General features: G+C 64.4%; 17 protein-coding genes and 1 riboswitch. Of the genes, 16 read left to right on the top strand and 1 reads right to left on the bottom strand.

The window, feature by feature from the left end; all coding sequences use genetic code 11:
- Positions 1-108: 108 nt before the first annotated feature.
- The 13 genes from VN856_RS09790 (at position 109) to VN856_RS09850 (ending at position 15,363) form a co-directional block, all read left to right on the top strand.
- Positions 109-393 (top strand): WXG100 family type VII secretion target, encoded by a 285-nt coding sequence (locus VN856_RS09790; protein ID WP_163775238.1) that lies wholly within the window; start codon positions 109-111, stop codon positions 391-393.
- An 86-nt stretch (positions 394-479) separates the two neighbouring features.
- Entirely contained in the window at positions 480-1,391 is a 912-nt protein-coding gene (locus VN856_RS09795) for an ESX secretion-associated protein EspG (RefSeq protein ID WP_325688412.1), read from the top strand.
- A 175-nt stretch (positions 1,392-1,566) separates the two neighbouring features.
- A complete protein-coding gene (gene eccD / locus VN856_RS09800) occupies positions 1,567-3,087 on the top strand; it encodes a type VII secretion integral membrane protein EccD (RefSeq protein ID WP_325688414.1) in 1,521 nt (506 codons plus the stop codon).
- Positions 3,065-4,894 (top strand): S8 family serine peptidase, encoded by a 1,830-nt coding sequence (locus tag VN856_RS09805; protein ID WP_325688415.1) that lies wholly within the window; start codon positions 3,065-3,067, stop codon positions 4,892-4,894. The genes eccD and VN856_RS09805 overlap by 23 nt, the downstream gene beginning before the upstream one ends.
- Positions 4,891-6,069, top strand: a complete 1,179-nt coding sequence (eccE, locus tag VN856_RS09810; RefSeq protein WP_325688417.1) for a type VII secretion protein EccE — start codon at positions 4,891-4,893, stop codon at positions 6,067-6,069. The genes VN856_RS09805 and eccE overlap by 4 nt, the downstream gene beginning before the upstream one ends.
- A gap of 4 nt (positions 6,070-6,073) precedes the next feature.
- Entirely contained in the window at positions 6,074-7,912 is a 1,839-nt protein-coding gene (gene eccA, locus VN856_RS09815; RefSeq protein WP_325688419.1) for a type VII secretion AAA-ATPase EccA, read from the top strand.
- A gap of 185 nt (positions 7,913-8,097) precedes the next feature.
- Positions 8,098-8,282: riboswitch (M-box (ykoK) riboswitch) on the top strand.
- Positions 8,283-8,563: 281 nt separating this feature from the next.
- Positions 8,564-8,863 carry a PE family protein gene (locus VN856_RS09820; RefSeq protein ID WP_325688421.1) on the top strand — a complete coding sequence of 100 codons (300 nt, stop codon included), beginning with the start codon at positions 8,564-8,566 and terminating at the stop codon, positions 8,861-8,863.
- A 13-nt stretch (positions 8,864-8,876) separates the two neighbouring features.
- Complete coding sequence (locus VN856_RS09825) at positions 8,877-10,127, top strand: PPE family protein (RefSeq protein ID WP_325688423.1); 1,251 nt, start codon at positions 8,877-8,879, stop codon at positions 10,125-10,127.
- Between the two features lie 183 nt (positions 10,128-10,310).
- The gene (locus tag VN856_RS09830; protein ID WP_325688425.1) at positions 10,311-11,966 is read left to right on the top strand and encodes an NRAMP family divalent metal transporter; all 1,656 of its coding nucleotides are present in this window, start codon (positions 10,311-10,313) and stop codon (positions 11,964-11,966) included.
- Positions 11,967-12,083: 117 nt separating this feature from the next.
- Positions 12,084-12,812, top strand: a complete 729-nt coding sequence (locus VN856_RS09835) for an MgtC/SapB family protein (RefSeq protein ID WP_325688427.1) — start codon at positions 12,084-12,086, stop codon at positions 12,810-12,812.
- Positions 12,813-12,860: 48 nt separating this feature from the next.
- Entirely contained in the window at positions 12,861-13,829 is a 969-nt protein-coding gene (locus VN856_RS09840; RefSeq protein ID WP_325688429.1) for a sterol desaturase family protein, read from the top strand.
- A gap of 138 nt (positions 13,830-13,967) precedes the next feature.
- Positions 13,968-14,549 (top strand): LysM peptidoglycan-binding domain-containing protein, encoded by a 582-nt coding sequence (locus tag VN856_RS09845; protein ID WP_325688431.1) that lies wholly within the window; start codon positions 13,968-13,970, stop codon positions 14,547-14,549.
- A gap of 187 nt (positions 14,550-14,736) precedes the next feature.
- On the top strand, positions 14,737-15,363 hold the full coding sequence (locus VN856_RS09850; protein ID WP_325688441.1) for a hypothetical protein: 627 nt from the start codon (positions 14,737-14,739) through the stop codon (positions 15,361-15,363).
- On the opposite strand, the gene VN856_RS09855 is transcribed toward VN856_RS09850, so the two are convergent.
- The gene (locus VN856_RS09855) at positions 15,364-15,813 is read right to left on the bottom strand and encodes a nitroreductase/quinone reductase family protein (RefSeq protein ID WP_325688433.1); all 450 of its coding nucleotides are present in this window, start codon (positions 15,811-15,813) and stop codon (positions 15,364-15,366) included.
- Positions 15,814-15,926: 113 nt separating this feature from the next.
- On the opposite strand from VN856_RS09855, the gene VN856_RS09860 reads away from it, so the two are divergent.
- The 3 genes from VN856_RS09860 to VN856_RS09870 form a co-directional block, all read left to right on the top strand.
- Positions 15,927-16,649, top strand: coding sequence for a TetR/AcrR family transcriptional regulator (locus VN856_RS09860; RefSeq protein WP_325688435.1), 723 nt, complete (start codon positions 15,927-15,929; stop codon positions 16,647-16,649).
- Between the two features lie 101 nt (positions 16,650-16,750).
- Positions 16,751-17,254: a VOC family protein gene (locus VN856_RS09865; protein WP_325688437.1), complete on the top strand. Its 504-nt coding sequence runs from the start codon at positions 16,751-16,753 to the stop codon at positions 17,252-17,254.
- On the top strand, positions 17,251-18,512 hold a 1,262-nt coding region (locus VN856_RS09870; RefSeq protein WP_325688439.1), incomplete at its 3' end, for an FAD-binding protein. The genes VN856_RS09865 and VN856_RS09870, both read left to right, overlap by 4 nt.

Raw genomic sequence — 18,512 nt, forward strand, 5'->3', positions numbered from 1 at the left:
TGATCCGCGACGCGAACAACTACGAGAGCCAAGAGCAGGCCTCTCAGCAGATTCTGAGCAGCTAACTCCACTGGCAGCGTAAACTTCAACAATCAGGAGGACAGATAAATGTCGATCAGTTACCAGTTCGGTGATGTCGACGCCCACGGCGCGTTGATCCGCTCCCAGGCCGCTTCGCTGGAGGCCGAGCACCAGTCCATCGTGCGCGATGTGCTGGCTGCCGGTGACTTCTGGGGTGGCTCGGGTTCCGTGGCTTGCCAGGAGTTCATCACCCAGTTGGGTCGGAACTTCCAGGTGATCTACGAGCAGGCCAACTCCCACGGCCAGAAGGTGCAGACGGCAGGCAACAACATGTCGTCCACCGACTCCGCTGTGGGCTCAAGCTGGGCCTGATAATCAGCACAGGGCGCGGCAGCACACCGATTCAGGTGTGCTGCCGCGTCGTGCGATAGCCGAAAACATCTACCCGAGAGAAGCGAATGGATCAGAGCACACGCACCGACATCACCGTCAATGTCGAGGGTTTCTGGATGTTGCAAGCGTTGCTGGACATTCGCCACGTCGCGCCGGAATTGCGATGTCGACCATTCGTCTCCACCGATTCCATGGACTGGCTCAACCAGCATCCGGGCATGGCGGTCATGCGCGAACAGGGCATCGTGGAGGGCGAGACGGTTAATGAGGCGGTAGCCGCCCGAATGCGCGTCCTTGCCGCGCCCGATCTTGAAATCGTCGCGCTGTTGTCCCGCGGCAAACTGCTCTACGGCGTCAAGGAAAAAGACGAGAGTGGCGCCGAGGAGCAGGTGGGCTCCCGCGACATCCCCGACAACGAATTTCGCGTGCTGCTGGCGCGTCGCGGCCAGCACTGGGTATCGGCCGTCCGAGTCGGCGACGAGATCACGGTCGACGACGTCGCGATCGCTGACACGACCTCGATCGCGACCCTGGTCTTCGATGCGCTGGAATCGATCCACCACGCCGAGCCGGCCGCGATCAACGCGGTCAACGTGCCGCTCGATGAAATGCTTGAAATCACGAAAGCCTGGCAGAGCTCCGGGTTTAACGTCTTCTCCGGCGGAGATCTGCGCCGGCTGGGCATCAGCGCAGCGACCGTGGCCGCCCTCGGTCAAGCGCTGTCAGACCCCGCCGCCGAAGCCGCGGTCTACGCCCGCCAGTACCGCGACGACGACAAGGCGCCGAGCGCCTCGGTACTCTCCTTGAAGGACGGATCAGGCGGCCGGATCGCGATGTATCAGCAGGCGCGGACCGCAGGCTCGAACGAGGCCTGGCTCGCGATCTGCCCAGCAACTCCGCAGTTGGTACAGGTCGGCGTCAAGACCGTCCTGGAAACCCTTCCCTACGGAGAGTGGAAAACGCACAGCAGAGTTTAACTAATCTTTACGCAGAGACCGAGCACGCCAACGATTTTCGATGCAGCATTTAGCGAAGATGCGGATGCCGCAAAATCGTCTTAGAATCTGCTCAACAATTACGACGCCACGTCGTAATTCCAAATAGCGAGGCAAGATACATGGACCCACAATTCGTCGACAGAGGGGTGCAGCGATGACCGCGATTGCTGAGGCGCAAGCGCCACAGCCGGGCACAGAGGCGATTTCGTCGCCTACATCGGCCGTGATCGGCATCATCGCCGGCGAGGGCGTACAGATCGGCGTTCTGCTGGACGCCAATGCCCCGGTTTCGGTGATGGTCGACCCGCTGTTGAAGGTCGTCAACGTTCGGCTCCGTGAGCTGGGCCTTGCGGCTCTGGAAGCCCCGCAGCGCGGCCGGTGGGCGTTGTGCCTGGTTGACGGCACGCCGCTGCGGGCTACCCAGTCGCTGACCGAGCAGGATGTGTACGACGGCGACCGCCTGTGGCTGCGCTTCGTCGAAGACACCGAGCACCGGTCGCAGGTCATCGAGCACATCTCGACCGCCGTCTCGGTCAACCTCAGCAAGCGGTTCTCCTCGATCAACCCGTCGGTGGCCATCCAGGTCGGTGCGGCGATGGTCGGCAGCGGTGTGCTGCTGGCGTCGCTGCTGCTCGGCTGGTTCCGCCTGCACCACGACTCCTGGGTCCCGGCGCCGTACGCCTTCGTGATCGCGGTGCTGGTGTTCACGGTGGCGCTGCTGATCCTGAACCGCGCGCACACGGTGCAGAACCGCCGCGCCGGAGACATGCTGCTGTGGAGCGGGATCGCGCCGCTTTCGGTGGCCGCCGCGTCGGCACCCCCCGGACCGGTTGGCTCGCCCCATGCCGTGATGGGTTTCGCGGTCGCCGGCGTCGCAGCGATGCTGATCATGCGGTTCACTGGCCGCCGGTTGGGAACTGGTACCGCGATCGTCACAGTGACGCTTGCGGCGACGATAGCGAGCCTGGCCCGGATGGCGTTCAACACCGGAGCGGTGACGCTGCTGACCACCATCCTGTTGGTTTGTGTGTTCGGCTACCACAGCGCGCCGGCGATGTCTCGCTGGTTGTCGGGTATCCGGCTGCCGGTCTTCCCTTCGGCCACCAGTCGCTGGGTGTTCGAGGCCCGGCCTGACCTGCCCACCACCGTGACGCACGGCGTCGACGGCGGCCGTCCGACCCTGGCCGGCCCCGAGTCCATCCAGGACGTCATCCTGCGGGCCGAGCGCGCTCGATCGTTCCTGACCGGTCTGCTGGTCGGGTTCGGAGTCCTGACGATCGTGTCCTTGGCCGGGGTTTCTGACCCCCGCACAGCGAACCGCTGGCTGCCGCTGCTGCTGGTCGCCACCACTGCCGGCTTCCTGATGCTGCGTGGACGCTCGTACGTGGACCGTTGGCAGGCAATCATTCTGGCGGTGACGTCGGTCCTGATCGTCGGCTCTGTCATCGTGCGCTACTCGCTGGTGTTGTCCTCGACGGCCGCGGTGTCCGTGACAGCCGGCCTCGCGGTCCTCATCCCGGCGGCGGGCCTGACCGCGGCGGCGACCGTGCCCAACACCATCTACAGCCCGCTGTTCCGCAAGCTCGTTGAGTGGGTTGAATACCTCTGCCTGATGCCGATCTTCCCGCTGGCATTGTGGCTGATGAATGTCTATGCAGCGATTCGCTATCGGTAGTCGGAAACTGCGGCCGCTTCGCGCGGCCGCAGTAACCGCCACCACCCTGATCGTGGCTTCGGTCGCACTGTCCGGGTCGCCCGCGTACGCGATCAACCCCCCGGGGATCGACCCGGGGGCAGTACCGCCGGACAGCGCGCCCGGACCGGGCCAGCCGATGAAGCAGAACTCGTACTGCACTGAGGTTGGGGTGTTGCCGGGCAGCGACTTTCGGATTCAGCCGAAGTACATGGACATGCTCAACCTGTCCGAGGCGTGGCGCTTCGGACGGGGTGCCGGGGTGAAGGTTGCCGTCATCGACACCGGCGTGACCCCGCACCCGCGGTTGCCGCACCTGATTCCCGGCGGCGACTACGTGATGGGCGGCGGTGACGGGCTGTCCGACTGCGACGCACACGGCACGCTCGTGGCGTCGATGATCGCCGCCTCGCCAGGTAGCGCCGGAATTCCCGAAGCGCCGGGACCGCGGCGACCACCTCCGGTTCCGACCAAGGAACCACCGCCCGTGGCGCCGCCACCACAGACGATCAGCGTGGCACCGCCTCCGCCCCAGACCATCACGATGGTCCCAGCGCCACCGCCCTCTCAGGAGGAAGGTCCGGCTCCGGCGTTCGGCGGTCCACCAGCGCAGCAGGCACCGGCAGAGCCCAAAGCGCCTGGGGCCGCGAACCAGCCCGGTGGGGGCAACCAGCCCGGTGCGGCCAACCAGCCCGGTGCGGCCAACCATGGCCACGGCAAAGCGGTGCTGCCGAGCTTCCCCGGTGGCAACCACGGCCAGGTTGTCTCGGTGGATTACCCGCGACCGGCTACGCCGCCGCCGCTGGACCCACCGCCGCCACCGGCGCCGAGCGACGCCTACAGCGGCATCGCCCCGGACGTCGACCTGATCTCAATTCGCCAGTCCAGTCAGGCTTTTGGTCTGAAGGACGCCTACACGGGCGACGAGGATCCTCAGACTCGGCAGAAGCGGGACTACATCTTCAGCATGGCACGGTCGATCGTGCATGCAGCCAACATGGGCGCACAGGTCATTAACATCTCGCAGGTGATGTGCATGAGTGCGCGCAGCCTCATCGACGCGCCTGACCTGGGTGCCGCGGTCCGTTACGCGGCGGTCGACAAAGATGCGGTCATCGTCGCAGCAGCGGGCGACACCAGTCAGCGCGACTGCAAAGAAAACCCGTTGGTAGATCCGTTGCACCCCAGCGATTCTCGTGACTGGAACGGCGTGACCACAGTGGTGACTCCGTCCTGGTTCAGCGATTATGTCTTGACCGTCGGCGCGGTGGATTCCTCCGGTACGCCGATGGACAAGCTGAGTGTCGCGGGACCGTGGGTGTCGATCGCCGCTCCGGGCACCGACGTGATCGGGCTCTCGCCGCGAGATGACAGTCTGATCAACGCGATCGAAGGCCCGGACAACTCCTTGCTGGTGCCGTCCGGAACCAGTTTCTCTACCGCGATTGTGTCCGGTGTTGCGGCTTTGGTGCGGGCGAAATATCCGCAACTGTCGTCACATCAGATCATCAACCGGTTGATTCGCACTGCAAGGGCACCTGCTCGCGGGGTGGACAACCAAATCGGCTACGGGGTTGTCGATCCGGTTGCCGCGCTGACCTGGGATGTGCCCGATGGCTCCGTCCTACCGAAAGATTCGGCGAAGCCGCTGAAGCTACCGCCGGCCCCCGCCCCGCGCAACATGGTGCCGGTGTGGGTTGCCGCCGGTGGTTTGGCTGGTGCGTTGCTGCTCGCCGGTCTGGTAGTCGGCGGAGCGGTCCTGATGAGAAGAACAGGGAGACAGGAATGAAGGCACAACGTGAGTACGGGCTGTCCCTGTCGTGGGCGCGGGTCACCACGGTGTTCCTCATTGACGTTGCGCTGCTGGTGATTGCGAGCCACCTGCCCGATTCCTGGCAGGCCGGCCGGAACCTCACCTTGTGGATCGGTGTCGGCTTAGCGGTGATCGTCACCGTCGTCGCACTGGTGACCAACGGGGGAGTGCCCGTTTCGTCGGCGCCGATCGCCCGCGTCCGGAACTGGTACGCGGACCCGGAAGCGCTGACTGTCGGTTGCACCGCGGCGGTCGATCACCGTCGCCAATTCAGCCGTGAGACGGTGGGCGTCCGCGAGTACGACGGCCAGCTGATCGCCGTGATCGCCGTCGACGGCGCGGGCGAAGCGGGCCGGCATCGCCATCGGGACGCATTGGCGGCGTCCATCCCGCTGGAGGCTGTGATCACGTCGTTGCGGCAGTTCGACGTCCGACTGGACAGCGTCGACATCGTTTCGGTGGGAACGCGTCACGGCGCCAAGGGCGTTCAGGCGGCCGTTAGCGACGAGGTCGAGGCCGGCCACGATCGACGCCCGATCGACGAGCGCAATACCTGGCTGGTGTTGCGGATGGACCCGCAGCACAACGTCAACGCCGTCGCCGCCCGCGATTCGGTGGCCTGCACTCTGGCCGCCGCCACCGAGCGGCTGGCGCACGATCTCGACGGTCGCAGCTGCGCCGCAAAGCCGCTGACCGCCGAAGAGATCATCGACGTGGACGAGGCGGTGCTGGCCGGACTACAGCCGGCCCACGTTCGCCCCTTCTGGCGTTACCTGAAAACCCCGGACGGGTTCGTGACCAGCTTCTGGGTTTCACCTGGTGACATCACCAGCGAGACCCTCGAGGAGCTGTGGCTCACCGACGCCGACGTTACCGTCATGACGATCCGCATCATCGCAGAGGGTCACGAGGCCGACGTATCGGTGTGGGTGCGCTACCACAGCGACAAGCGTCTGCGTAAAGAGGCTTTCAGCGGACTGAACCGGCTGACCGGGCGCCAACTGGGCGCGGTGGCGGCCAGCCTGCCCGCGCCGACGTCGCGCCGCCCGCTGCCGATGCCGAGTCGCACCTTCGGTCACCACGAGGAGATCCTGGTCCCGGTTGGCGCGGTGGCCGCGACTCAGGCAAGCGGCGCCGAAGCCTTACGATGAGAGAATGACCCGACCGCAGACCAACGCGCCGGACTCCCGCAACGCGATGGTCGCGGGGCTTCTTGCGTCCGGAATTTCGGTCAATGGGCTTCAGCCCAGCCACAATCCGCAAGTGGCCCTGCGCATGTTCACGACGGCCACCAGTCTGGACCCGCAGATGTGCGACGCCTGGCTGGCCCGGCTGCTGGCCGGCGACCAGAGCCTCGAGGTGCTCACCGGCGCATGGCAATCCGTCAAGACGTTCGGCTGGGAGATCCGGCGCTTGGGTTTAACCGAGTTGGAGTTCCGGCCCGAGATCTCCGACGGAATGTTTTTGAAGCTGGCGGTCACCAGTGTGGAGTCGCTGGCCGCCGGCTATGCCGCGGCTCTCACCGAAGCGAAGCGGTTCCCCGAGGCCGCGGAGTTGTTGGATTCGATTACGCCCAAGCATGCCTCCGATGAAGAGCTGATCAAGTACGTGCGCGGGCTGCTGCACTTTCGCACCGGACGCTGGCCGGACGTGCTGGTCCAGTTCCCGCCCGGGGCCGGCTGGCGTCATCCCGAACTGAAAGCCGCCGGCGCGGCGATGGCCACGACTGCGCTGGCGTCGCTCGGGGTGTTCGAAGAAGCGACCCGCCGTGCGCAGGAAGCGATCGAGGGCGACCGGGTGCCCAGTGCGGCCAACGTCGCGATGTACACCCAGGGAATGTGCTTCCGGCACATGGGTCGCGAAGAGGACGCGGTGGAATGCCTGCGCCGGGTCTATTCCCGGGATGCGAAATTCGCGCCGGCACGCGAGGCGTTGGACAACGCCAGCTACCGACTGGTGCTCACCGACCCGGAAACGATTGAGGCCAGGACGGATCCGTGGGACGCGGACAGCGCGCCGACCCGCGAGCAGGCGGAGGCCGCGCGCCACGCCGAGATGGCCAAGAAGTACTTGGACGAAGGCGATGCCGAGCTCAACGCGATGCTCGGCATGGACCAGGCCAAGCGGGAAATCAAGCTGATCAAGTCGACGACAAAGGTGAACCTGGCCCGCGCGAAAATGGGCCTCCCGGTTCCGGTTACGTCGCGGCACACGTTGTTACTGGGGCCTCCCGGCACGGGCAAGACGTCTGTGGCGCGGGCGTTTTCCAAGCAGCTGTGCGGTTTGACCGTGCTACGCAAGCCGCTGGTGGTGGAGACGAGCCGCGCAAAGTTGTTGGGCCGCTACATGGCTGACGCCGAGAAGAACACCGAGGAGATGCTCGAGGAGGCCCGGGGCGGGGCGGTCTTCTTCGATGAGATGCACAACCTGCACGAGAGTGGCTACTCCACCGGCGACGCGTACGGCAACGCGATCATCAACACCTTGCTGCTCTACATGGAGAACCACCGCGACGAGCTGGTGGTCTTCGGTGCCGGGTATGCCAAGGCCATGGACAAGATGCTGGAGGTCAACCAGGGTCTGCGACGCCGGTTCTCCACCGTCATCGAGTTCTACAGCTACAACCCGAAAGAGCTCATCGCGCTGACCCAGTTGATGGGTCGGGAGAACGAAGACGTGATCACCGACGACGCCGTCGACGTACTGCTGCCGGCCTACACCAGGTTTTATGAGGACGAGACGATCTCCCAAGAGGGCGATTTGATCCGCGGGATCGACACGTTGGGCAACGCCGGCTTCGTCCGGAACGTCGTTGAAAAGGCTCGCGATCACCGCAGCTTCCGCCTCGACGACGAGGATCTCGATGCGGTGTTGGCCAGTGATGTCGATGAGTTCAACGACGACCAACTACGCCGATTCAAGGAATTGACCCGCGACGACCTCGCCGAGGCGCTCAGCGCCGCGGTCGCGGAGAAGAAGAGCGACCCGGCGTAGTTCAGGCTTGATTCCAAGTTCCGGCCAGTCTTTACGGCATCCTGCCCCTCGGCGCTGCCGTCATGATTTATGAACAGCCACAACGGGTCTCAATCGACGGGCACATTCCGGCAGTGAGCGCTTACTCGACTCGTGCCTATGCGCTAAGTTGACTCGGTCCGAATTCGGTGGAACTATGGCTCTTGCAAGCACCTCGCTAGGTGAGGCGTCTGCACGGATACAGGCCACTGACCTCGAACGTCGAAAGACGCCCAGGGTCAGGACAGCTCCTCCCGGCTTAAGGGTTGAGCCCAAGTGGCTTCCGGCCTTGCATTTTTTGTAGGCCCGGATACGCCGTGCAGTGCCAAAGCTCTGTCGAGAGGGGTGCGGCGACCGGCTCATCTGCCGGGTCCGCCTCGTCCCGTGTGCACCGTGTAGGCAACCCTGTGTGCCCTGGCCGCGAGGAGGTGAGGCGAAGTGAGTCCGAGCGACAGTCCGTATCCAAGACCGATGACCATTTCGTACGGATCCGACCCCGGCAACACAATTTCTATCTGAAACGGCCTGTGCCGCTTCGATTAACACGCGCGAAGCCTTGATGCGCGCGTGGTCTTGACGTGCTACCAGCACGGTTGCCGCGGGTTCAGCCTGCTTTCCGCAAGGAGAACCCCAATGACTTTTGTGACGACGCAGCCGGAAATCATGGCAGCCGCAGCCGGCCAGCTGACCGGCATCGGCACGGAACTGAGCGCACATAATGCTGCGGCGATGGTGCCGACGACGAGTGTGACCCCGGCGGCGGCCGACGAGGTATCGGCTTTGACCGCAGCACAGTTCGCCTCCCATGCCGCGGTATACCAGGCGGTATGCGCCCACGCGGCAGCGGTGCACGAACTCTTCGTCGGCACCTTGGGCGCCAGCGCAGATTCCTACGCGGCCACCGAAGCCGCCAACGCAGGCTCGGCTATCTGAAAGGAGTATCACGATGAGTGCAGTCTTCGACTTCGGCGCATTCCCGCCGGAAGTGAACTCCGCCAAGATGTATGCGGGCCCGGGATCGACATCGCTGCGGTCTGCCGCCGCGGCCTGGGACGGCCTGGCGTCCGAGTTGCGTTCGCAGGCGGCCAATTACGCCTCGGTCGTGTCGAACCTGACCGGCGAAGGTTGGCGAGGTGGGGCGTCGACGGCTATGGCGGCCGCGGCCGCTCCGTACACGGCGTGGATGAACACGACCGCAGCGCAAGCCGAGCAGACCGCCCACCAGGCGATGGCGGCCGCGTCCGCGTACGAGGCTGCGTTTGGGATGACCGTGCCGCCGCCGGTGATTGCGACCAACCGGACTCAGTTGGCGTCGCTGGTCGCGACGAACCTGCTCGGGCAGAACGGGCCGGCGATCGCGGCCACCGAGGCGCAGTACGGCCAAATGTGGGCACAAGACGCCGCCGCGATGTACGGCTATGCCGCACAGTCGGCGATAGCGACCAAGGTGCCGTCGTTCACTACTGCGCCGCAGACGACGACATCCGGCCCGCTCGCCGGACAAGCGGCTGCGGCCACCCAGGCCACCGGCACGAGCACGCAGGCGTCGTTGTCGCAACTGACATCTGCGGTGCCCACGACGCTGCAGGGAATGTCCACGCCGGCGACCTCCACGTGGTCGTCTACGTCCGGACTTTCCGGGCTCGACGGCCTGCTGAGCGGTGGCTCCTCCGGGAACTCTCAACTCGACAGCTTCTGGAGCACCTGGGGACCGAATGCAAACATCTGGAACACCTTGACGTCGACCGGCACCTTCAACCCGGCGCAGATCGCCCAGACCGTGACGAGTTCAAGCTTCTTGGGGCCCGCCGCCTTGACGGGAAGCCCAGGGCTGAGCGGGGTCTCGCCGCTGAGCATGGCGGCAGGCCTCGGCTCGGGCGGGCATGGAGTTTCCGGCCTGACCGGACTCGGCGGTGCCGGCTCATCGATGTCGGCAAGCCTCGGCCAAGCCACATCCGTCGGACCTTTGTCGGTGCCGCCGAGCTGGTCTGCGGCGGCTCCGTCCGCGCCGTCGCCCGTCGCCTCGGCGTTGGGCGGCAGCCCGTTGGCCGCGCCTCCCGAGGTCGCGACCGGCGTTCCGGGCGTCGCCCCGGCAGGTGCCGCAATGGGCGCCCGGGCCGGAGCAACAACCGGCATCGTGGACAACCGGTTCCTCATCCGCCCGCCGATGGTCCCGTCATGGGCGAACGTCGGATAACGGAATTAGCTATAGCCAACCACCACAACATATTTCGACGAATTGGAGAAAGATATGCCTACCCGTTTTATGACTGACGACTCCGCCGTCGGCGTCAGCTTGGCCTAACACCTTGGGCGGCAGCCATATTGCCGCACATCTGCCACGACCAACCGACTGGCGCGCCGAGGAGGGTTACCCACCATGACCACGTTAGACCGCGAGAGCATCGACGCCCCGTCACGCACCGCAGTGCTGGACAGCGCCCACCTTGGCGACATCGAGGGCGCGCTGGGCCGGATCAGATTGAGCGACAACGATCGTCCGCGCACGCTCAAAACGCGACTCGCCACCCTGCTGGCGATCGTCGGACCTGGCCTGATCGTGATGGTCGGCGACAACGACGCGGGTGGTGTTGCAACCTATGTGCAGGCCGGGCAGAACTACGGGTACAGCCTGCTGTGGGTGCTGCTGCTGTTGATCCCGGTGCTCGTCGTCAACCAGGAAATGGTGGTCCGACTCGGTGCCGTCACCGGCGTCGGGCATGCGCGGTTGATCAACGAACGGTTCGGCCGGGGCTGGGGCTGGTTTTCTGTCGGTGATCTGTTTCTGCTGAATTTCCTCACTCTGATAACGGAATTCATCGGCATCACACTGGCCGCCGACTACATCGGCATACCGCGATACGTGGTAGTCCCGTTCGCCGCGATAGTCCTGATCGTCATCATGGCCACCGGCAGCTTCCGGCGCTGGGAGCGCGCGATGCTGGTTTTCATCACCATCACGCTGTTGCAGATTCCGATGCTGATGATGTCGCATCCGCACTGGGGACATGCGGCGAAATCCTTTCTCATACCGGGTGTGGCCGGCGGTTTCACGTCCGATGCGGTGCTGTTGATCATCGCCATCGTCGGCACCACGGTGGCGCCATGGCAGCTGTTCTTCCAGCAGTCCAACGTCGTTGACAAGCGCATCACGCCGCGCTTCATCGGCTACGAGCGAATCGATACCACCTTGGGTGCCTTCGTCGTGGTGATCGGCGGGGCCGCGTTGATGATGACCGGCGACTGGGCTGCACGCGCCACAAATAGCCGCGGAAGCTTCGTCGACGCCGGCGTACTGGCGCACCTGTTGGGCCAGCACGGCTCGGCGCTCGGATCGGTCTTCGCCATCGTGCTTCTCGACGCCTCCATCGTCGGGGCGGCGGCGGTCACCCTGGCGAGCAGCTACGCGTTCGGTGATGTGTTCGGCCTCAAGCATTCGCTGCATCGAGGCCTCGCCGACGCAAGGCCGTTCTACCTGTCCTACGCCGTGATGGTGATCATCGCGGCCGCGGTTGTGTTGATTCCCGGCGCCCCACTGGGTCTGATCACCACCGGTGTGCAGGCGCTGGCCGGACTGCTCTTGCCGAGCGCCAGCGTATTCTTGCTGCTGCTGTGCAATGACCGGGAAGTGTTGGGCCCTTGGGTGAATCGACCGTGGCTCAATGTGGTTGCCGGCATCATCGTGAGTGGACTGTTGCTGTTGTCCGGAATCCTGATGGCAACGACCATGTTTCCCAACCTCGACATTGTCTCGATCTCCGTCGGCCTTTGCGTGACCTTCGCTGTCTGCGCCGGGGCCACGTTCACCATGCTGTGGTGGAGGGGGCGACAGCGACCGAGACCACCAGTGCTCGAACAGCTCTCCGATGCATTGGACCGAGCCGATCGGGAGTCGTGGCGAATGCTGCCCCTGGAGCTGCTGAAGCCGGTTACCTGGTCCGTCGGCACTCGAGTTGGCATGCTGGCGTTGCGCGGATATCTCTTGATCGGGGCGATCCTGTTGGCAGTCAAAGCTATCCAACTCGGCAGTACCTGAACCTGTCGCGCCGCCGAGGTGAGCGGATCACGCTACCGGCGTGGTAACGCACCAATCGCGCGCAATGTCGTCCACACTGAATAGTTACCGCAGTTCGGAGGAAAGGAGGGCCGCGTCATGCAAACACTGACTATCGCTGAATTTGCGCTGCGGTTGGGGGTCGGGCTCGGCTGCGGTGCCCTTATCGGCATTGAGCGGCAATGGCAGGCGCGAAGAGCTGGACTGCGCACCAACGCACTGGTGGCCACCGGTGCGACGTTGTTCGTGCTCTACGCGGTCGTGACCAACGACAGCAGCCCGACCAGGGTGGCGTCGTATGTGGTGTCTGGAGTCGGCTTCCTCGGTGGGGGTGTGATCCTGCGTGAGGGATTCAATGTGCACGGACTCAACACCGCGGCGACGCTGTGGTGTTCGGCCGCGGTCGGCGTATTGGCGGCCGGCGGGCACTTCCTCTTCGCCCTGATCGCCACCGGTGCCATCCTCGCAATTCACCTACTCGGGCGACCGCTGGGCCACCTGATCGACCGCGACAACGTGGTGGAGGAGGACGAGGACGATCAGCCGTACCAAGTGCAGTTGATCTGTCGGCGGAAGTCCGAAAAGTACGCGCGTGCACAGATTGTCCAGCACACCAGCGGGGGCGACTTCGTGCTGCGCGGCATCCACACCGGGCGCGCGGGGGAGGACAGTGTCGCTTTGACCGCATACCTGCTCAGTGACAGGCACGCGCCGGCCCGTCTGGAGGAGCTCGTGGCGGACTTGTCGCTGCAGGAGGGCGTTCAGGCCGTGCACTGGTATGCCGGTGACCAGGACGACCCGATGCCACGTGCCCCGCTCGCGGACTAGCGTGGCCAGATTTCGAACACAGGGCACCGACGTCATAAACTGTGAGACGTGAATGCCATCGCCGGTTTTCTCTCCGTTCTGCCGGAGCAGATGCGAGACCCGGTGTTGTTCGCGATTCCGTTCTTTCTCTTGCTGCTGATTCTGGAGTGGACGGCAGCCCGCAAACTCGAACGCATCGAGCGGGAGACCAACACGCACGAGGCCGGCGCCGGTCAATCGGGACGCCCGAATTCAGGTGCGTATCTGACCGCCGACTCGTGGGCCAGCATTCGGATGGGGCTCATTTCGGTGGCCACCACTGCGGGCTGGAAATTCATCGCCGTACTCGGCTACGCCGCGATCTACGCCTACCTGGCTCCCTGGCACCTGTCGACGACGCGTTGGTACACCTGGGTGATTGCGATCCTCGGTGTCGACTTGCTTTATTACTGCTATCACCGCAGCGCGCACCGGATTCGGCTGATCTGGGCCACCCATCAGGCCCACCACTCCAGCCAGTACTTCAATTTCGCCACCGCGCTGCGCCAGAAGTGGAACAACAGCGGCGAGATCCTGATGTGGATTCCGTTGCCGCTGTTGGGTATTCCGCCATGGATGGTTTTCTGCAGCTTCTCGGTCAACCTGATCTACCAATTCTGGGTGCACACCGAACGGATCGGCAGAATGTGGGCGCCTTTTGAATTCGTCTTCAACACGCCGTCTCATCACCGCGTGCACCACGGCATGGATGCTGAATACCTCGACAAGAACTATGGCGGGATTTTCATCGTCTGGGATCGGCTGTTCGGCACCTTCCGGCAAGAGACATTCCGTCCGCACTATGGGCTGACCAAACAGGTGGATACCTTCAACGTCTGGAAGCTGCAGACCCACGAATACCTTTCTATCGCCAGAGATTTCCGGTCGGCAACGCGCTTGCGCGACCGGCTCGGTTACGTCTTCGGGCCTCCGGGCTGGCTGCCGGCATCCGTCACCCGACCCGCTGCCGCAGCCGCCCCGCTGACGCCGTCGCGGTAGTCACCGAAGCTTCGGTGAGCCCTTGTTCATCCAGCGTTTTTATTACGGCGAGCCGAAAGCCCCCATGGCTAAGCCAAGATCAGTAAATTCAACGGCAAGGCCGGTATCCGCCAGGCCGCGATGACGAGGAGGAATGCAGTGGGAGACACGCTCACCGAGGGACAAAAACTTGTCAAAGGTGAATCGCTTACCTCGAGCAACGGGGCCTACACCCTGACGTTGCAAGACGACGGCAACCTGGTCCTGGCATCGCGCGGCCACGCGATCTGGGCGTCGGGGACCAACGGAGAGGACGTTGTCCGCGCCGAGGTCCAGAGCGACGGTAACTTCGTCTTGTACACCGCCGACAAACCGGTGTGGCACACCGACACCAAGGGCAAGAAGAACGTGCGTCTCGTCCTGCAGGACGACCGCAATCTGGTGCTGTACTCCGCCGACGGGTCGGCTTGGTCGACCAAGACCGAAACCGACGCCCCGCCGCCGCCCGAGCCCGAAGCCGCCGCGCCGGCAGCTGCGGAAGAGCCGGCTGTCGAGGAGGCTGCCGCCTCCGAGCCTGAGCCCGAAGCCGCGCGCACCTACACCGTCGAGTCCGGCGACACGTTGTGGGCCATTTCCGAGCGGTTCTACGGCGACGGCAGCAAGTACCAGATCATCGCCGATGCCAGTGGCATCCCCAACCCGGACCTGATCCAGCCCGGACAGGTGCTGACTATTCCTTGATCGCGAGGGGGAGCGCGTCGGCCCGTAATTCGGCCGATGCGCTCCCAACCGAACGGCTCTGCGGCATCATCTCGCCTAATGTTTGTTAGGTAGCCAAATAGCCGGCCGGTGCAGCTCCGGCCTCGACGGATCGGAGTCGACGGTGCGCCGTTCGGCAATCCGCGCGTTCGGCGCGACGGTTACCGCCATGCTGGCGGCCGTCGGCCTACCCGCCGGCGCCAACGCCGAGCCCATTCTGGTGTTTCCCGGAATGGAGATTCACCAGGGCCCACACCTGTGCACCCTGGGTTATGTCGACGCGAGAATGCGGGTGGCGTTCACCGCCGGCCATTGCCGGGGCGACGGCCCGGTGTTCGATAAGGACAACAAGATCATCGGCAACCTCGCGACGTTCCGCGACAACACACCGAACGGCGCATTCGTCAAAACCGACCAGCAGGTCGACGACTACGAGTCGATCGTGCTGGCGCCCGACGTCGCAGTGAACAACGTCCTCCCGGGAGGGCGCGTATTGGAGTCGGATCCAGGGCTGGTCGTCACACCCGGCGAACCCATCTGCCATTTCGGCGTGGTCACCGGCGAGAGCTGCGGAACCGTCGAAAGCGTCAACAACGGCTGGTTCACCATGGGGCATGGCGCCATCAGCCAGCAAGGCGACTCCGGCGGCCCGTGCTACCTCACCAACGGCCCCGGACCCGCCCGGATAGTCGGCATCTTCAACAGCGTGTGGGGCGGATTCCCGGCGGCTGTGTCATGGCAGTCCACCACCCAGCAGATCCGCCAGGACGTGGGCGTCGGCGGTCCGGCGATCTAGCTATCGGCCGAGATCGGCCAGCACGAAAACCGGTATCGACGGTGCCGCCGCGCGCACCTGCTCATCGCTGGAATCCGGTGTCAGCCCGGCGATATGCCCTTTCACCTCCCAGAACCACTTGTCCAGGTACCGGCGGAGCAGCTCGGGCTTCGCCGCGTCATCCACTTCGATGGCTCTGACGTTGTGGAACCGCCAGCGGGGTCCCATTTCGATTTCGCCGGCGGCCCTGACATTGCGCACCCATTGGGTGGTGCCGCGCGGGGACACCAGATAGTCGACGCCGTCCACGGTCAGCACATTGATCACCACACTGCGAAGTTGGCCGGTGTTGCGACCGCGCACGCGAAGGGCCCTGGTACCGGCGATGCTGATCCCGACCTCGGCCAACCAGCGGATCAGCGTGTTGGCGGCTTTGGCCGCGGCGTGTGGCTCGTCATAACGCACCGACATGTTGCATCCTTTCGGGAAATCCATCAGAGAGCACTGCTCTCGTTGCCAATGACCATGACACACCGGGCGTGGAAAAACAAGAGCACTGTTCTCTGTCGTGTCAAAATGGGCAGATGCCCAGGCGTCGCGACTCGCGTGAGCGCATCGAAGCGCAGATCATCGAGCTGGGCCGACGCCATTTGGTGGAGCATGGTGCCGCCGGGTTATCACTGCGCGCCATCGCCCGCGACCTGGGAATGGTGTCGTCGGCGGTGTACCGGTACGTCTCCAGCCGCGACGAGTTGCTGACATTGTTGCTGGTCGACGGTTATTCCGCGCTCGCCGACGCGGTGGATCGCGCCCGCGACGCCATGTCGGAAGTGTGGAGCGACGACGTTGTCGCGATCGCGCACGCGGCCCGCGACTGGGCGATCGCGCACCCGGCCAGCTGGGCGCTGCTGTACGGCAGCCCGGTACCCGGGTACCACGCACCGGCCGATCGAACGGTCGGCCCCGGCACGCGTGTGGTCGGCGCGTTGTTCGACGCGGTGGCCGCCGGTATCGCGACCGGCGACATCAAGCTGACGAATCAGCCTGCGCCACAACCGATATCATCAGACTTTGAACGACTCCGGCAGGAGTTCGGATTTCCCGGCGACGATTCCGTCATCGCCAAATGCTTCGTGATCTGGGCGGGCGTGGTGGGCGCGATCAGCCTCGAGGTGTTCGGGCAGTATGGCGTCGACACGCTGAGCAACCCGCAGACGGTGTTCGACACCCAGATACGACTGTTGGTCGGCGTGCTCAATCAATCCGATGTCGGCGCGCCGCCGTTCGGGGTCGCGACGACGAATTAGAACGTGTTCAGCACGAACTTCGGCGCAGCAAACGCCTTGCGGTGGCAACATCATTTCCGGTGGTTTCTGCCGGGGCGGACGCTGAGTTATCCTGCGATGCGATGAGCCTCTCATTCGGATCACCGGTCCAAGTCGCCTGGGTGACGAACGACGTGAATGCCACGGAAACGGCTCTCACCGGGCTATTAGGCGTCAAGAAGTGGGTGCGACTGCCCGACATCCACTTCGCGCCGGACACCTGCAGCTACCTCGGCAGCCCCGCCGATTTCGTCGCCAACATCTCGCTGAGCTACCTCGGCGACATGCAGCTCGAGCTGATCGAACCGGTCCGCGGCCCTAATATCTATAGTGACATTCTGCGGGCCGGCGGGCCGGGTCTGCACCACATCTGCGTCGAGGCCGATACCCTCGAGGACTTCGACGCCGCGCTGGCCTGGGCCGTCGAACAAGGGGCCACGGTGCCACAACAGGGTGTGATGCCCGGCGGCCTCCGGTTCGCCTATATGTCCGCCCCGCAATACGGGGTTCCGTTTTTGGAGATCGCGCATTTCTCCGCCGAGATGCGCCAGTTCTTCGACTACATCAAGCAGGAGCAGCGCCAATGAGTACGACTGACATCCCAACAACATTGAGCGCCGACGACGTCACGTCGTGGTCGGATGAGGTCGACGTTGTGGTGCTCGGCTTCGGCATCGGGGGTGGGTGCGCGGCGGTCAGCGCGGCCGCCGCGGGCGCACGAGTGCTGGTGCTGGAGCGAGCGGCAGCAGCAGGGGGCACGACCGCGATGGCCGGCGGGCACTTCTACCTGGGCGGCGGCACCGCGGTTCAGGAAGCGACCGGCCATCCCGACTCGGCCGAGGAGATGTACAAGTATCTGGTCGCGGTGTCTCGTGAACCCGATCACGAGAAGATCCGCGCCTACAGCGACGGCAGCGTCGAACACTTCAATTGGTTGGAAGACTTGGGTTTTCAGTTCGAGCGAAGCTTCTACCCAGGCAAGGTGGTTGTCCCGCCCGGCACCGAAGGTTTGAGCTACACCGGCAACGAAAAGGTATGGCCGTTCTGCGAGCAGGCCATTCCCTCGCCGCGCGGGCATTCCGTGCCGGTGCCAGGCGAGCTGGGCGGTGCGTCGATGGTCATCGATCTGTTGGTCAAACGCGCCGACGAGCTGGGCGTGCAGTTCCGATACGAGACCGGAGCAACCAATCTGATCCTGAACGCCGACGGCACCGTGGTGGGCGTCGCCTGGAAGCATTTCGGCGAAACCGGTGCGGTCAAAGCCAAGTCGGTCATCATCGCCGCCGGCGGCTTCGCGATGAATCCCGAGATGGTCGCCGAACACACTCCCGAGCTGGGCAAGCCGCGACGCACCAAACATCACGGGCTGGTGGCGCCGTACATCTTGGGTAACCCCAACGATGACGGGCTCGGTCTGCGGATGGGTGTATCGGCAGGAGGGGTCACCGAGAACATGAACGAAAAGTTCATCACCGCGGCTGCCTATCCGCCCGAGGTTCTGTTGACGGGTGTGATCGTGAACAGGGACGGCAAACGCTTCGTCGCCGAGGACTCTTACCATTCGCGCACATCGGCTTTCGTGCTGGAGCAACCCGAGCAGACCGCGTACTTGATCGTCGACGAAGCACACACCGAGATGCCGGCCATGCCGCTGATCAAGTTCCTCGACGGCTACGAGACGATCGCCGAACTGGAGACCGCGCTCGGCATTCCCGCGGGCAACGTCGCCGCGACGCTGAAGCGCTACAACGAATTCGCGGCAAACGGCGAGGACCCCGATTTCCACAAGCAGCCGGAATATGTTGCGCCGCAGGCTAATGGACCGTGGGCCGTGTTCGACCTGTC

This window comes from Mycobacterium sp., assembly GCF_035603715.1.
Lineage (GTDB): Bacteria > Actinomycetota > Actinomycetes > Mycobacteriales > Mycobacteriaceae > Mycobacterium.

What these genes read in the sequence shown, in the direction of transcription:
- VN856_RS09790 (WP_163775238.1), top strand. Translation starts at nt 109, where the DNA reads ATGTCGATCAGTTACCAGTTCGGTGATGTCGACGCCCACGGCGCGTTG.
- VN856_RS09830 (WP_325688425.1), top strand. Translation starts at nt 10,311, where the DNA reads ATGACCACGTTAGACCGCGAGAGCATCGACGCCCCGTCACGCACCGCA.
- VN856_RS09825 (WP_325688423.1), top strand. Translation starts at nt 8,877, where the DNA reads ATGAGTGCAGTCTTCGACTTCGGCGCATTCCCGCCGGAAGTGAACTCC.
- eccE (WP_325688417.1), top strand. Translation starts at nt 4,891, where the DNA reads ATGAAGGCACAACGTGAGTACGGGCTGTCCCTGTCGTGGGCGCGGGTC.
- VN856_RS09795 (WP_325688412.1), top strand. Translation starts at nt 480, where the DNA reads ATGGATCAGAGCACACGCACCGACATCACCGTCAATGTCGAGGGTTTC.
- VN856_RS09855 (WP_325688433.1), bottom strand. Translation starts at nt 15,813, where the DNA reads ATGTCGGTGCGTTATGACGAGCCACACGCCGCGGCCAAAGCCGCCAAC.
- VN856_RS09850 (WP_325688441.1), top strand. Translation starts at nt 14,737, where the DNA reads ATGCTGGCGGCCGTCGGCCTACCCGCCGGCGCCAACGCCGAGCCCATT.
- eccA (WP_325688419.1), top strand. Translation starts at nt 6,074, where the DNA reads ATGACCCGACCGCAGACCAACGCGCCGGACTCCCGCAACGCGATGGTC.
- eccD (WP_325688414.1), top strand. Translation starts at nt 1,567, where the DNA reads ATGACCGCGATTGCTGAGGCGCAAGCGCCACAGCCGGGCACAGAGGCG.
- VN856_RS09865 (WP_325688437.1), top strand. Translation starts at nt 16,751, where the DNA reads ATGAGCCTCTCATTCGGATCACCGGTCCAAGTCGCCTGGGTGACGAAC.
- VN856_RS09860 (WP_325688435.1), top strand. Translation starts at nt 15,927, where the DNA reads ATGCCCAGGCGTCGCGACTCGCGTGAGCGCATCGAAGCGCAGATCATC.
- VN856_RS09820 (WP_325688421.1), top strand. Translation starts at nt 8,564, where the DNA reads ATGACTTTTGTGACGACGCAGCCGGAAATCATGGCAGCCGCAGCCGGC.
- VN856_RS09805 (WP_325688415.1), top strand. Translation starts at nt 3,065, where the DNA reads ATGCAGCGATTCGCTATCGGTAGTCGGAAACTGCGGCCGCTTCGCGCG.
- VN856_RS09835 (WP_325688427.1), top strand. Translation starts at nt 12,084, where the DNA reads ATGCAAACACTGACTATCGCTGAATTTGCGCTGCGGTTGGGGGTCGGG.